The 14,713-nt window shown below is 68.1% G+C and carries 13 protein-coding genes; 8 read left to right on the top strand and 5 right to left on the bottom strand.

Annotated elements, in window-relative coordinates:
• Positions 1 to 11: 11 nt before the first annotated feature.
• The 3 genes from CFB46_RS24470 to CFB46_RS24460 are packed head-to-tail and all read right to left on the bottom strand — an operon-like array spanning position 12 to position 2,690.
• Positions 12 to 1,034, bottom strand: a complete 1,023-nt coding sequence (locus tag CFB46_RS24470) for a DUF2891 domain-containing protein (RefSeq protein ID WP_089502330.1) — start codon at positions 1,032 to 1,034, stop codon at positions 12 to 14.
• Between the two features lie 19 nt (positions 1,035 to 1,053).
• Positions 1,054 to 2,004, bottom strand: coding sequence for a DUF979 domain-containing protein (locus CFB46_RS24465; protein ID WP_027782736.1), 951 nt, complete (start codon positions 2,002 to 2,004; stop codon positions 1,054 to 1,056).
• Positions 2,001 to 2,690, bottom strand: a complete 690-nt coding sequence (locus CFB46_RS24460) for a DUF969 domain-containing protein (RefSeq protein WP_089501561.1) — start codon at positions 2,688 to 2,690, stop codon at positions 2,001 to 2,003. The genes CFB46_RS24465 and CFB46_RS24460 overlap by 4 nt, the downstream gene beginning before the upstream one ends.
• Positions 2,691 to 2,957: 267 nt before the next feature.
• Between CFB46_RS24460 and CFB46_RS24455 the strand changes: the two genes are divergently transcribed.
• The 3 genes from CFB46_RS24455 (at position 2,958) to CFB46_RS24440 (ending at position 6,006) form a co-directional block, all read left to right on the top strand.
• Positions 2,958 to 3,182 carry a hypothetical protein gene (locus CFB46_RS24455; protein WP_027782734.1) on the top strand — a complete coding sequence of 75 codons (225 nt, stop codon included), beginning with the start codon at positions 2,958 to 2,960 and terminating at the stop codon, positions 3,180 to 3,182.
• 693 nt (positions 3,183 to 3,875) lie between these two features.
• Entirely contained in the window at positions 3,876 to 4,877 is a 1,002-nt protein-coding gene (locus CFB46_RS24445) for a chemotaxis response regulator protein-glutamate methylesterase (RefSeq protein WP_089501560.1), read from the top strand.
• A 76-nt stretch (positions 4,878 to 4,953) separates the two neighbouring features.
• The gene (locus CFB46_RS24440) at positions 4,954 to 6,006 is read left to right on the top strand and encodes a response regulator (protein WP_027782732.1); all 1,053 of its coding nucleotides are present in this window, start codon (positions 4,954 to 4,956) and stop codon (positions 6,004 to 6,006) included.
• Between the two features lie 23 nt (positions 6,007 to 6,029).
• On the opposite strand, the gene CFB46_RS24435 is transcribed toward CFB46_RS24440, so the two are convergent.
• On the bottom strand, positions 6,030 to 8,279 hold the full coding sequence (locus CFB46_RS24435; protein WP_089501559.1) for a putative bifunctional diguanylate cyclase/phosphodiesterase: 2,250 nt from the start codon (positions 8,277 to 8,279) through the stop codon (positions 6,030 to 6,032).
• Between the two features lie 221 nt (positions 8,280 to 8,500).
• Between CFB46_RS24435 and CFB46_RS36055 the strand changes: the two genes are divergently transcribed.
• The 3 genes from CFB46_RS36055 (at position 8,501) to CFB46_RS24425 (ending at position 10,532) form a co-directional block, all read left to right on the top strand.
• A complete protein-coding gene (locus tag CFB46_RS36055; protein ID WP_179235109.1) occupies positions 8,501 to 8,674 on the top strand; it encodes a hypothetical protein in 174 nt (57 codons plus the stop codon).
• Between the two features lie 81 nt (positions 8,675 to 8,755).
• Positions 8,756 to 9,478, top strand: a complete 723-nt coding sequence (locus tag CFB46_RS24430; RefSeq protein WP_089501558.1) for a haloacid dehalogenase type II — start codon at positions 8,756 to 8,758, stop codon at positions 9,476 to 9,478.
• A 130-nt stretch (positions 9,479 to 9,608) separates the two neighbouring features.
• Entirely contained in the window at positions 9,609 to 10,532 is a 924-nt protein-coding gene (locus tag CFB46_RS24425) for a hypothetical protein (protein ID WP_089501557.1), read from the top strand.
• A 90-nt stretch (positions 10,533 to 10,622) separates the two neighbouring features.
• On the opposite strand, the gene CFB46_RS24420 is transcribed toward CFB46_RS24425, so the two are convergent.
• A complete protein-coding gene (locus CFB46_RS24420; RefSeq protein WP_027782728.1) occupies positions 10,623 to 11,582 on the bottom strand; it encodes a LysR family transcriptional regulator in 960 nt (319 codons plus the stop codon).
• Positions 11,583 to 11,740: 158 nt separating this feature from the next.
• Here CFB46_RS24420 and CFB46_RS24415 point away from each other — a divergent pair, with 158 nt between their 5' ends.
• Entirely contained in the window at positions 11,741 to 13,060 is a 1,320-nt protein-coding gene (locus CFB46_RS24415; protein ID WP_089501556.1) for an MFS transporter, read from the top strand.
• A gap of 120 nt (positions 13,061 to 13,180) precedes the next feature.
• Positions 13,181 to 14,707, top strand: coding sequence for a CoA-acylating methylmalonate-semialdehyde dehydrogenase (locus tag CFB46_RS24410; RefSeq protein ID WP_089501555.1), 1,527 nt, complete (start codon positions 13,181 to 13,183; stop codon positions 14,705 to 14,707).
• Positions 14,708 to 14,713 lie beyond the last annotated feature (6 nt).

Below are 14,713 nucleotides of genomic sequence, written 5' to 3'. Positions count from 1 at the left end.
GGCGTCGCGCGCTACGCGTCCAGCGCGAGCAACGCGAACGTCGCGAGCCAGTGTTCGCCCATGTAATCGCCGGCCACGTGCGCGAGTGCGCTCGCGAGATGCCGGTCGGCCGCGTCGAGCAGCTTCGCGCGCCGTGCATCGCCTGCCGGCAGCGCGCCGGCCAGCGAGCGCTGACACCACGCGCGGCTCAGGTTCAGCCCGTCGAGGTGCGCGATCTTGCCGTCGCTGCGGTCGCTGACGGTCGCCGGCTCGAACAGCGTCGCGGGCTCACCGAGCGCGAGATCGGGCAGGAAGCGCGCGAACCAGCCCTCGAATTCGGCGGCCGGCAGCACGCGCCGCATCAGTTCGGCTTCCATCAGCGCGGGCGACAGGAATTCGTCGCCCGACGGCTCCCACGCCTGGCATGCGACGTCATTCAGGTGCCAGCGCTTCGCGGCATCGACGATCAGCGCGGCAAGCCCGTCGCGCTGCGTGTCGCGGGCGAAATCGAGCGCGAGCGCCAGCGCGAACGCGGTGTTGAAGTGCGTGCCGACACGCAGCGGATAGGTCGCTTTCGGCAGGAAAGTCTCGAAGCGCGACACGAACAGGTCGGCCAGCGGCGCCATCGTCTTCGCCCAGCGCGCGGCCTGCGGCAGCACGCCCTTCAGCGCGAGCCGCTCGAGCTGCGCGGCGAGCGCGAGCAGCCACGCCCAGCCGTACGGCCGCTCGAAGCCGGCGTTGTGCGGCAGCGCGAGATACGCGCGCTCGCCGGCGACGTTCGCGTCGGTGAAATGCGCGTCGACGATCGCGACGATGCGTTCGGCTTCCGGCAATGCCGGGTAGCGTTCGAGCACGCGCAGCACGAGCCAGTAGCCGTGCACGCACGAGTGCCAGTCGTAGCTGCCGTAGAAGATCGGGTGCAATGCGCGCGGCCCCTGCACGTCGTGCGGACCTTCGAGCGCATGCGTGAGCTTGTTCGGATATTCGCGGGTCAGGTGTGCAAGCGCGAGCGACGCGAATTTCGACGCGAGTTCGGGGGTGAGTCGGTCGGTCATGAGAATCTCGTCCATCGAGTCAGAAGCGGAATACGAACGCATACATCAGCAGCGTGTTCACGGCCAGCAGCAGCACGGCCGTCGGCCACTGCACCTTGATCACGCCGTTCTTGTCCTTCAGTTCGAGCAGCGCCGCCGGCACGATGTTGAAGTTCGCGGCCATCGGCGTCATCAGCGTACCGCAGAAGCCGCTCAGCATCCCGATCGCGCCCATGATCGCCGGGTTGCCGTGGAACTGGTGGACGATCAGCGGCAGGCCGATGCCGGCCGTCATCACCGGGAACGCGGCGAAACCGTTGCCCATGATCATCGTGAACAGCGCCATGCCGACCGTGTAGGCCGCGACCACCGCGAACGGCGAATCGATCGGCACCCACTCCTTGACGAGCCCCGACACCACCCCGCCGACGCCCGCGACGGCGAACAACGCGCCGAGCGCCGCGAGCATTTGCGGCAGGATCGCGGCCCAGCCGACCGCATCCATCGTATGACGCGCTTCCTTCAGCGCATGCACGGGCGAATCGCGCAGCATCGCGAGCGCGACGACGAACGCGACGATCGTGCCGAGCACGAGCGAGATCAGCGTCACGCTCTTCGGGTCGACGAACGGCACGAGTTTCAGCGCGAACGTGCCGATCAGCGTGACGACCGGAATCAGCAGCGCGGGCAGGAACAACCGGTTGCCGAAGCGTTGCGCGAGCGTCTCGCGCCGCACGGCCGCCGCTTCGCCGGCCTCGTCCGACTGGCCGCGGCCGAGCTTGCCCGAACCGGCGATCAGTGCGAGTGCGATCGCGAGGCAGCCCATGACGAAATGCGGCAGCAGCGCGCCGAACAGGAACGTGACCGCATAGACGGCCCAGAACGCGAAATTGACGACGCGCCGCGGGTTCGTGCGATCCGTCAGGTTGAAGTAGGCGAACGCGGCGAACATCAGTCCCGCGAGCGTGTACAGCGATTCGAGGCCGATCATCGCGCGCCCTCCTGCTTCACCAGGCCGAAGCCGCGCGCGAGCCGGCGGTCGAGCAGCGCGAGGCGCGTGCAGTGAATCAGCAGCGCGGCGATCGCGGTCGGAATCGCCCACACCGACAGGTGCAGCGGCTCGATGGAGATGCCGTTCTGTTCGAGAAAGCCCTTGATCAGCAGGATCGACTGGATCGCGATGAAGATGTCCTCGCCGAAGAACACGGCGACGTTGTCGGCGCCCGACGCATGCGCGCGGATCTGCTGGCGCACCGACTCGGGCAGCTCGCCGTGCCGGCTGACCGCGCCGGCCTCGGCCATCGGCGCGATCAACGGCCGCACCATTTGCGCGTGGCCGCCGAGCGACGTGAGGCCGAGTGCGGCCGTCGCCTGGCGCAGCACGAAGTACAGCATCAGCACGCGGCCCGTGGTGGCCGCATGCACGCGCGAGATCATCCGCTTCGCCTGCTCCTTGAGCCCGTTGCGCTCGAGCAGCGCGATCACCGGCAGCGTGAGCCAGATCAGCCCCATGTAGCGGTTCTCGGCGAACGCCTTGCCGAACGCGCTGACGATGTCGACGAGATTCAACCCGCCCGCCAGCCCCGTCGCGAGCCCCGCGATCGTGACCACCAGCAGCGCATTGAAGCGCAGCGCGAAGCCGATCACGACGATCGGCACCCCAATCAGCACCAGCATTTCCCCTCCTTGTGTTGGACGCGCGGCACGCCGGCAACGCGCTGTCGGCCCGGTTTGCATCGGGCTCGGTCGGCGAAAATCTAACACGAGACTTTATCGATAAAAAGTCGACGATTTGCCGGTTCGGGTAAACGTTGAAGCCGGCGGAAACCGTGCACGCGCCGTGTGCCGGCCGCATTTCGTCGGACGAATCGGGCCGGCCCGCGTGGCGCAGCCCCGCGCCGCCGACTACACTGAAAAGCATCGGCAACGTACGGGAGAGCCGCCATGATTGACGTATTCCAGACCATCGGCAGCCGCGCGTTCTCCGCTCATCTGGCGAAGGACGGGATGGTGACGCTGATGGAGCAACGCCATGAAGTCGACCGCGTGACGCTCGCGACCGCTTATGCCGCGCTCGTCGAGGAAGCCGAGCAGGAAGGCGACCTGCGCGACGCGACGGTCGAAGGGATGATGCGCGCACTGATCCAGGGCTACGCGCGCAGCCATTGACGGTGCGGCGCGTCCGCTGCCTTCTACGGCCCGATACGGCCTCTACGCGGCCGGCGCGCCCGTGCCCGCGCCCGTACCGAAAACCCCCGGCCCTCGCGCGGTTGTCGGTAGCCGGCCTGCGTGAAGCGCCTCGGCAAGTTCGCCACCGCGCCGTGGCTGGCGCGATCGCGTTCCGTCATGAAGGCTTCGACCTCGTCGCGGCCGGCAAACATCGCGCTGAAATAACGCTTGCGCTCCGCATCGCGTTCGACCGGACGATCGCGATAAAACGACGCGTGCCCGCTTTCGCCGTCGATCCTCTACAGCAAACAGCCAACGCGCCCGATCACGATCGGTGCGAACGGGGCGCGGCGCACGACGAGCAGGGTTTCAGGCGCGCTCATCCGGTTCTCCCCTTTCTTTTTGTCGATGCCGGCACGGTAACATGCGGACTTTTGCGGCCTGTCCGGACAGGATCGACTGGCCCGCTTGCAGGCAATGCGGCACAGTCATAGAGGAAACGCACTGAAACGGCATCATGCGCACATTTTTCGATTGCCGCCGCCCGCGCTGCATGACAGCATTCGGGCGTCGTCAACCAAAAGAATGCCGCGCCGTCCGGCCGCCGATGCCGCCCGGCCGCGCCGAACAGGCAGCCCCCTCCATGAACCCGGCCCACCTCCAACACTACGAACCGACCGGAGAATTCCGCTTGTGAACATCGGCATCGTCAACGACCTCCCGCTTGCCGTCGAGGCGATGCGCCGCGCGATCGCGCGACGGCCCGAGCACCGCGTGCTGTGGGTCGCGACCGACGGCGCGCAGGCCGTCGAACTGTGCGCCGCGCAGCCGCCCGACATCGTGCTGATGGATCTGATCATGCCGAAGTTCGACGGGATCGAAGCGACGCGGCGGATCATGCGCTCCGAACGACCGTGCGCGATCCTGATCGTGACGAGCTGCATCGGCGCGAACGCGTGGCGCGTGTTCGAGGCGATGGGCGCCGGTGCGCTCGACGCGGTCGACACGCCGCAACTCGGCGACGGCGCCGCCGGCGACACGACGAAACTGCTGCTCGCGAAGATCGACCAGATCGGCCGCCTGCTCGACGTGCCGGGCGGCACGCGCGTCGCCGGCGCGGCCGCGCGCGGCGGCGGCCCGCTGGTCGCGATCGGCGCCTCGGCCGGCGGCCCCGGCGCGCTCGCGTCGATCCTCGGCAGCCTGCCGGCCGATTTCAATGCGCCGATCGTGATCGTGCAGCACGTCGATCGCGCGTTCGCCGAAGGCATGGCGCAATGGCTCGACGGTCAGACCCGGCTCGCCGTGCGCGTCGCGCGCGAAGGCGACCGCCCGCAGCCGGGCGTCGCGCTGCTCGCCGCGACCGACGATCATCTGCGCATCACGCGCGCCGGCACGCTCGAATACACGCGGGAACCAGCCGCCACGCCGTATCGACCGTCGGTCGACGTGTTCTTCAACAGCCTGACCGAGCACTGGTCCGGCCGCGTGATCGGCGTACTGCTCACGGGGATGGGACGCGACGGCGCGATCGGCCTGAAGGCGCTGCGGATGAAGGGCTACCATACGATCGCCCAGGACGAGGCGACGAGCGCGGTGTACGGAATGCCGAAGGCGGCCGCGACGCTCGGCGCGGCGCGTGCGATCCTGCCGCTCGGGCGCATCGCGGGCGAGCTGGCGGCGCTCGCGCGGATCTGAGCCCGACGATGACCGCGCGCAACGCCCATGCCTGCCCCTGCAACGACCGCAACGACCGCAACGACCCGCATCGCCCATGACGATTGACCTGACTCGCCCGCCGGGCGGCCCGACCGCGTCGCCCGCCGACACGCCGGCGATGGTGTTGCTGGTCGACGACCAGACGATCGTCGCGGAAGCCGTGCGGCGCGCGCTCGTCGACGAGGAAGGCATCGACTTCCACTACTGCCCGCGCTCGGACGACGCGATGGCCACCGCGATCGAGACGCGCCCGACCGTGATCCTCCAGGATCTCGTGATGCCGGGCATCGACGGGTTGAGCCTCGTGCGGGCGTACCGCGCGAATCCGGCGACGCGCGACGTGCCGATCATCGTGCTGTCGACGCAGGAAGAACCGGTGATCAAGAGCGCCGCGTTCGCGTCCGGTGCGAACGACTATCTGGTCAAGCTGCCCGATCGCATCGAGCTCGTCGCGCGCATCCGCTACCACTCGCGCTCGTACATGAACCTGCTGCAACGCGACGAAGCCTACCGTGCGCTGCGACAGTCGCAACAGCAACTGCTCGAGGCCAATCTCGAACTGCGGCGCCTCACGCACTCCGACGGCCTGACCGGGCTGGCGAACCGGCGCTATCTCGACGAATACCTGGCCGCCGAGTGGCGGCGCGGCACGCGCGAGCGCAGCGAGCTGTCGCTGCTGATGATCGACGTCGACAACTTCAAGCTGTACAACGACACGTACGGGCACGTGTCGGGCGACAGCGTGCTCAAGCAGATCGCGTCGACGATCGAGCGCTGCCTCGGGCAGTCGGGCGATCTCGCCGCGCGCTTCGGCGGCGAGGAATTCGCGGTCGTGATGCCGGCCACGTCGCCGGGCGCCGCACGGCTGCTCGGCGAGAAGATCCGGCTCGCGGTCGAGGCGCTGCGGCTGCGGCATGCGCATTCGTCGACGGGCAACCACACCGTGACGATCAGCATCGGCGGCGCGAGCATCGTGCCCGCGCCCGGCCTGCCGACGACACTCCTGATCGAGGCGGCCGACCGCGCGCTCTATCGCGCGAAGCATGAAGGCAAGAACCGGGTCGAGATCGATCCGCCGCCGGGCGCCGGCGGGTTCGGCGCGCGCTAGCGGGACACCTGGCGAGCGCGCGCTTATGCGGCGCCTAGCCGGCGCGCGTAGTCGTTCGCGTCCAGCGGGCGGCTGAACAGATAGCCTTGCTGCATGTCGCAGCCGATCTGCTGCAGGAACCACGACTGCGCCTGCGTCTCGACGCCCTCGGCCGTGACCTTCATCCCGAGCGAATGGGCCATCGCGACGACCGCCTGCGTGATCGCCACCGAGTCGTGATGATCGGGCACGCCCGACACGAACGAGCGGTCGACCTTCAGGTTGTGCAGCGGAAAGCGCTTCAGGTACGCGAGCGACGAATAGCCGGTGCCGAAATCGTCGACCGAGATCCGCACGTTCATGTCCGCGAGCGCTTCGAGCATCGGCAGCACGGTATCCGTGTCGTTCATCAGCACGCCTTCGGTGATCTCGAGTTCGAGCGCGGAGGGATCGAGCCGCGTTTGCGCGAGACAGCGGGCGACCGATTCGACGAGCCCTTCGTGAAACTGCCGCGGCGACAGGTTGACGGCCAGCATCAGGTCCGGCGCGATCGTGCGGCGCCACTCGGCCGCCTGCCGGCACGCGGTTTCGAGCACCCACTGGCCGATCGCGACGATCAGCCCCGTGTCTTCCGCGACCGGAATGAATTCCGCCGGCGACATCGGCCCGAGCTCGGGGCTCGTCCAGCGCAGCAGCGCCTCGGCGCCGACCGTGCGGCCGCTGCGCGCATCGACGACGGGCTGATAGGCGAGCCGCAGCATGTCCGACGTGAGCGCGCGCCGCAGCGACTGCTCGATCGCGAAGCGGCGCTGCAGCCGCAGGTTGAGCTGGGCGGTGAAGAACGTGAAGTGGTTGCGCCCGCGCTGCTTCGCGTCGTACATCGCCGAATCGGCGTTGCGCATCAGCGTCACGGCGTCGTCGCCGTCGCGCGGCGCGACGCTGATCCCGATCGATACGCCGAGCCAGTATTCGTTGTTCGCGACCGCGAACGGCTTCGCGATCGCCTCGATGACCTCGCGCGCGAGCACCGCGAGACGCTCCGGATCGTCGCAGTCGTCGACGAGCATCACGAACTCGTCGCCGCCGACGCGCGTGAGCGCGTAGCGGCCGTCCGCGCAGGCCGCGAGCCGCGCCGCGACGCTGCGCAGCAGTGCGTCGCCCGCGTCGTGGCCGGCCGTGTCGTTGACCTTCTTGAAGCCGACCAGATCGATGAACAGGATCGCGACGCGCGCGGGGCCGGCCGCCGCATCGTGCTCGCCGAACAGCTCGCGCATGCGGTCGCCGAGCCAGCGGCGGTTGTAGAGGCCCGTCAGCGCGTCGCGGGTCGCGAGATACCGCAACTGCTGCTGCGCCTCGCGCACGGGGCCGATGTCGTTGAACGACACCAGCACCGAGTCGGCCTGCGTCTCGCCCGGCTTCACGATCGGCACCGCGTTGCCGCGCACCCAGATGACGTCGCCGTCCGCGAGGCCGAAGCCGACCGTGTAGCCGAGCTGCGGCGTGCCCGTCAGGAGCGCGATCCGGCTCGGCCAGTCGTCCGGCGCGAGCAGCGTGCCGTCTTCGTGCAGCTTGCGCAGGATCACCGTCGACAGCCGGCGGCCGACGGGGTCGCGCTTCACGCGCATCATCCGGTTCGCGCTCGGATTGCTCGCGACCACGACGCCGTCGCGCGACACGACGAGGATCCCTTCGTTGAGGCTGTTGACGACGAGCCGGTGATGTTCCTCGCTGCGCGCGAGCTGCCGCGCGATCCGGTCCTGGTGCACCGCGAGGCCGACGCTGTTGCCGATATCGCGCAACAGTGCGGTTTCCTCGTCGCTCGGGCAGCACGGCCAGTGGTGATAGATGGCGAACGCGCCGAGCACGACGCCGGCATCGTCGATGAACGGCACCGACCAGCACGCGCGCAAGCCCACCGGCAATGCAATGGCGCGGTAGTCGGCCCACAGCGGATCGGTTTCGATGTTCTCGACGGCGACCATGCGGCGCTCGTACATCGCGGTGCCGCACGAGCCGGCCGCGGGCCCGATCGCCGCGCCGTCGATCGCCGCGCTGTACTGTGCGGGCAGCGACGGCGCCGCGCCGACGCGCATGTGCACGCCGTCCGTATCGAGCAGCAGGATCGTGCACGACGCGCCGTCGCCGAGCAAAGCCTCGGCACGCCGGCAAACTTCGGACAACAGTTCCGGCAGCGGCGTGTTGCGTGTGATCAGCCTCAGTACGCTCTGCTCGGATGCGAGGACTTCCGCGGCGAGCCCGAGGCTGTAGCGAGAACTTTGCGGTTCGGTATTCAAGATGAATCCTGCCGTCTGTCCGATCGGGTCTGATGCGCCCGATTCGTTATCGATTTCGTGCCCCTGTCCCGCCCCGGGTTTACGCCGATGCCCGGTGCGCCCCGTTTGCGCGCCGTGCCAGGACGCGCCGAAATGTATTTAACACCAATCCGTGACGATCGGCATACCTGCTTCCATCAGGGGATACGCTCGGTCGCCGCGAAGCTCGCAGGCGGCGGCTGGTGCGGCGCCAGGTTGCTGCGCTGCACGAAGGCGCGGGCGCCGCGCGTCAGTCCTTCCGGATGGGCTCGGCCGGGAAATCGATCGGCAAGCGCACGCGCGGCAGCAACCCGCGCCGCGACGGGAATACCAAGCCGCGCATCGCGGCCTCCCGGGCCGCGTTTTCGTATCCGTGATTCAATGTCCGTCGAACCGACGTCGCGCCATCCGGCGGCACGGCGATGTGAACCCCGTCGAACGACCTTCACTGGATCACCATGACGAACCCTGCCGAAATCAAGGCGCTCGTTTTCGATGTCTTCGGAACGATCGTCGACTGGAGAAGCGGTGTCGCACGCGGCGCCGCCGCATTCCTGGAGCGCCACGCGCCGACGCTCGACCCGTTCGCGTTCGCCGATGCGTGGCGCGCCGAGTATTCGCCGTCGATGGAAGAAATCCGCAGCGGACGTCGCCGCTACGTGCGGCTCGACGTGCTGCATCGCGAGAACCTCGTGCGCACGCTCGACCGTTTCGGGATCGACGACGTGCCCGATGCCGACATCGACGCGCTCAATCTCGCGTGGCATCGGCTCGATCCGTGGCCCGATTCCGTCGCCGGGCTGCAGCGGCTGAAGCAGCGCTACATCATCGCGCCGCTGTCGAACGGCAATATCCGGCTGATGGTCGACGTCGCGAAACACGGCGGGCTGCCGTGGGACGCGATTCTCGGCGCCGAGGTTGCCCGCGCGTACAAGCCGTCGCCGGCCGTCTATACCGAAGCGGTCGAGATTCTCGGCCTCGCGCCGGCCGAGCTGTGCCTGGTGGCCGCGCACAACGGCGATCTTGCCGCCGCGCGCCGGCTCGGGCTGTCGACCGCGTTCGTGCTGCGACCGACCGAGCACGGGCCCGGCCAGACGACCGACCTGCAAGCCGACGATGCGTGGGATTTCGACGTCAGGGATCTGAACGAACTCGCGGATCGGCTGGGTTGCCCGGGTTGAATGCCGGGTCAGGTGCGCGATCGCGGAGCGCTGTCGGCCGCGAAGCAGCACCGGCGGAACGGCGCGTCGTGCACAAACGCAGACGGCTGGTAGACTCCGCAAACCCTGTCCCTTTGCGGCCACCTGCCCCATGTCATCCTCCCTGCGTCTCGTCGAAGGCAAACTGACCGCGTTGCGCTTTCTCGAGCGCCCCGACCAGGACAGTGCCGGGAGCCGTCAGGTACCGCCCTTCGACCGCGAAGCCCGAAAGAAATCGCTGGGTTACTGGTTCACGCACAGCGCCGTGCCGATCATGGCCGCACTCACCGGCAACGGTGCCGCAGCCAATGCGCTGGTGTTTCAGCAAACCGATGAAGACCTCGTCCTGGCCCGGTTGAATGCCGCAGCCGACAAGATCGAGCATCCGGCGACGTGGTCGTACGCGAACATGCGCGAGACCAGGACCTTCGTGTCGGCGAACGCATACGTGACCGTGGGGAAGAACGGCAAGATCCTGTTCGCGAAGCTTCCGGTCGAAATCGAAACGGGCGGCAAAACGTACCGCGGGTTCCTTGGCGGCCAGTGCTTCGACGTTGGCGACGACGTGGTTGCGGTGGTCGATCGTCGCGGTCGCCTGCTCGCGCTGTCGTCCCCCGACCGGCACCGCATGGTCATGGATCACGCGTGCAGCGACACGGGGCTGGCCGGCCTGACGCGCGACCTCTGGCTGGCGTGGAAATGGTCGTTCATCGGCATGAACTGCTTTCTCGTACCGATCATGGCCCTGGTGCTATGGACCAGCGACGGCGGCTTTTCCGACCTGGGCCTCGATCTGGCCATGCTGCTGGGCGGACCGCTCACGGTGGGCATCCTGCTCGCGCTGCTCCTGGGCGTGCGGCTGTCGTGGTCCGACTGGCTGCCGGCGTGGCGCACGTCGAGCATCCTGAAGGCGCTGGGACGCGCGGATCTGTGCACGGTCGATTTCCTGGCTACGTGCACCGAGGCCGAACGCAACGGCCAGGCGCGCGACACGGATATCGGGCGAATCTACTACGCGCCCGCGGGCAAGGCCTAACGCGCCGACTCCATCGCGACCGCCTGCTCCTCCGCGGCTATCGCATCCAGTTCGATCATCACGCCGCCGTCGCGACATGCCCGTCCACCGCTATTCCGGCTCGCCGAGGAATCGCAGCATCCCCGATTCTCCCGACAACAACGCCCGATTCGCGTCCGCCGCCGCACGCAGGTAATCCCACAACGCGGTCACGCGCCGCAGCTTGCGCAGATCCTCGCGGCACGTCAGCCAGAAACACCGCGTGACGACCACGTCGTTCGGCAGCACCGGCACCAGCGCCGGCTGCGTGGCCGCCATGAAACACGGCAGGATCGCAAGCCCGCCGCCCTGCAGCGCCGCGAACAACTGCGCGATCACGCTCGTCGTGCGCAGCCCGGCCGTCGCGCCGGGCACCGCGCGGTCCAGGTACAGCAGCTCGTTGCTGAACGCGAGATCGTCGACGTAGCTGATGAACGCGTGCCGCGCGAGATCGTCCGTGCACGCGATCGGCGCGTGGTTCGCCAGATAGTCGCGCGTCGCATAGAGCCGCAACTGGTAGTCGCACAGCTTCGTGACCACGTAAGGCCCGCGTTCGGGCCGCTCGAGCGTGATCGCGAGATCGGCCTCGCGCTTGGGCAGGTTGACGAAATGCGGCACCGGCAGCAGGTCGACCGTCACGTGCGGATGCGCGGCGCGAAACCGCGCGAGCTGCGGCGCCAGGAAAAAGCAGCCGAACCCCTCGGTCGATCCGATCCGCACGTGGCCCGACAGCGCCGCGCCCGTGTTCGCGACCTGGTCGCACGCGGACTGCACGGTCGTCTCCATCGCATCCGCATACGCGACAAGCCGCTGCCCTTCGGCCGTCAGCGTGAAGCCGCCGGAGCGCGACTTGTCGAACAGCAGCGTGCCCATCGCGGCCTCGAGCGCGCGGATGCGCCGCGCGACGGTCGTGTAGTCGACGCCGAGCCGCTTCGCGGCGCCGCTCGCGCGCTGCGTGCGCGCGACTTCGAGGAAAAAGCGCAGGTCGTCCCAGTTCAGGTTGCCGGAAACCGGCTCGGTGGCATGTCGCATCGGCGAGGGAAAAAAGGGCGGGCGTCTCCGGGCCGGCTATCGATATGCATAAATGCACATCCAACCGGTTTCTTTATCGGTACATCATGAATCTGCGCATAACTATACTCGACCGTGACCTGCGGACCACGAGCCGCGGCAACTACCACGGAGACACCATGCAGACCCGATCCACCCTCGATGAGCATGCGACAGTCGCGACGCCGGCCCCCGAGCGCACCGCGAAGCACTACCTGCTGGCCGGCTGGGCCAGCATGGCCGGCACGACGATCGAGTGGTACGACTTCTTCCTCTACGGCACGGCCGCGGCGCTCGTGTTCAACCGCATCTTCTTCCCGTCTCTGGACCCCGTCGTCGGCACGCTCGCCGCATTCGGCACGTTCGCGGTCGGCTTCATCGGTCGGCCGATGGGCGGCATCCTGTTCGGCCACTTCGGCGACCGCATCGGCCGCAAATCGATGCTGATGATCACGCTGCTGCTGATGGGCGTGCCGAGCATGATCATCGGGCTGATCCCGTCGTACGACAGCATCGGCTACTGGGCCGCCGCGCTGCTGATCGCGATGCGCTTCCTGCAGGGCATGGCCGTCGGCGGCGAATGGGGCGGCGCGGTGCTGATGGCCGTCGAGCACGCGCCGCAGGGCCGCAAGGGGCTGTTCGGCAGCCTGCCGCAGACGGGTGTCGGGCTCGGCCTGATCCTGTCGTCGGTGGCGATGGCCGCGGTGGCCGCGCTGCCGGAAGCCGACATGCTGTCGTGGGGCTGGCGCGTGCCGTTCCTCGCGAGCATCGCGCTCGTCGGCCTCGGCTGGTTCATCCGCGCGAAGGTGCCGGAATCGCCCGACTTCGAGAAGATGCAGCGCCAGGGCAAGGCCGAGAAATCGCCGGTGATGGCCGCGCTGCGCCGCCATCCGCGCGAAGTGCTGACGATCGTCGGCGCGCGCGCCGCCGAGAACACCTGGTTCTACATGGTCGTCACGTTCGCGCTCGCTTACGCGACGCAGCAACTGCATCTGCCGAAGGCCGAGATGCTGCACGCAATCACGGCCGGCGCGGTGCTGTCGCTCGTCACGATGCCGCTGTGCGGGCATCTGAGCGACCGCATCGGCCAGCGCCGGATGTTCGCGATCGGCCTCGTGCTGATGTGCGCGTTCGCCGCGCCGTTCTTCATGATGCTCGGCACGCAGCAGACGTCGTACGCGTGGTGGGCGATCGTGCTCGGCCTCGGCGTCGTGTTCCCGATTCTCTATGCACCGGAATCGCTGCTGTTCGCGCAGCAGTTCCCCGCGGAAATCCGCTACAGCGGCATCTCGCTGTCGGTGCAGCTGGCCGGCGTGATCGGCGGCGGCTTCGCGCCGATGATCGCTACGTCGCTGCTCAAGGCCGGCGGCGGCCAGCCGCACTACGTGATCGCGTACCTCGTCGGCTTCGGCGTGTTCGCGCTCGTGTGTACCGCGTTGATGCGCCCGGCGCGCGCCTAGCACACCGGCCGCCTTCATTCGATTTCAGTATTTCAGTTCGACCTGCCGTCCGCCGTGGCCGCACGCCCGGCGGACGCAGGCCACCGTTTTTCTTCGCACCACCGTTTCCCGGAGAGTTCCATGAACGCCGCAGTTCCCCAGACCACCCTCGCCCTGCCCACCGCCAAGCTGCTGATCGACGGCGCGTTCGTCGATTCGCAAAGCGCCGAATGGGGCAACATCGTCAACCCCGCGACGCAGGAAGTCATCGGCCGCGTGCCGTATGCGACGCTCGACGAGGTCGATGCCGCGATCGCATCCGCGCAGCGCGCGTTCCAGACCTGGAAGACGACGCCGATCGGCGCCCGGCTGCGCATCATGCTGAAGTTCCAGGATCTGGTGCGCCGCAATCTCGAACGGATCGCGCACACGCTGACGGCCGAACAAGGCAAGACGCTGCCCGATGCGCAGGGCGACATCTTCCGCGGTCTCGAAGTGGTCGAGCACGCGTGCTCGATCGGCACGCTGCAGCAAGGCGAATTCGCGGAGAACGTCGCGGGCGGCGTCGATACCTACACGCTGCGCCAGCCGATCGGCGTCTGCGCGGGCATCACGCCGTTCAATTTCCCCGGGATGATTCCGCTGTGGATGTTCCCGATGGCGATCGTGTGCGGCAACACGTTCGTGCTGAAGCCGTCGGAGCAGGATCCGCTGTCGACGATGCAGCTCGTCGAACTCGCGATCGAAGCCGGCGTACCGAAAGGCGTGCTGAACGTCGTGCATGGTGGCAAGACGGTGGTCGACCGCCTGTGCACGCATCCGGACATCAAGGCGATCTCGTTCGTCGGCTCGACGCGCGTCGGCACGCACGTGTACAACCTCGGCAGCCAGCACGGCAAGCGCGTGCAGTCGATGATGGGCGCGAAGAACCACGCGGTCGTGCTGCCCGATGCGCACCGCGAGCAGTCGATCAACGCGCTCGTCGGCGCGGGCTTCGGCGCGGCCGGCCAGCGCTGCATGGCGACATCGGTCGTCGTGCTGGTCGGCAAGGCGCGCGACTGGCTGCCCGATCTCGTCGAGAAGGCGAAGGCGCTGAAGGTCAACGCGGGCGCCGAAGCCGGCACCGACGTCGGCCCGGTCGTGTCGAAGGCGGCGAAGGAACGCATCCTGTCGCTGATCGACGCCGGCGTGAAGGAAGGCGCGACGCTGCTGCTCGACGGCCGCGACGTGAAGGTGCCCGGCTACGAGCACGGCAACTTCGTCGGCCCGACGATCTTCTCGGGCGTGACGACGGACATGTCGATCTACACGGAAGAAATCTTCGGGCCGGTGGTGGTCGTACTCGAGGCCGACACGCTCGACGACGCGATCGCACTCGTCAACCGCAACCCGATGGGCAACGGCGTGGGCCTGTTCACGCAGAGCGGCGCGGCGGCGCGCAAGTTCCAGAGCGAGATCGACGTCGGCCAGGTCGGCATCAACATCCCGATTCCGGTGCCGGTGCCCTACTTCAGCTTCACCGGTTCGCGCGGCTCGAAGCTCGGCGATCTCGGCCCGTACGGCAAGCAGGTCGTGCAGTTCTACACGCAGACCAAGACGGTCACCGCGCGCTGGTTCGACGACGACGCGACGGCCGGCGGCGTGAACACGACGATCGCGCTGCGCTGATGCAAG

It is taken from the genome of Burkholderia sp. HI2761 (assembly GCF_002223355.1).
GTDB lineage: Bacteria > Pseudomonadota > Gammaproteobacteria > Burkholderiales > Burkholderiaceae > Burkholderia.
This window is presented reverse-complemented; position numbering and strand designations above follow the sequence as displayed.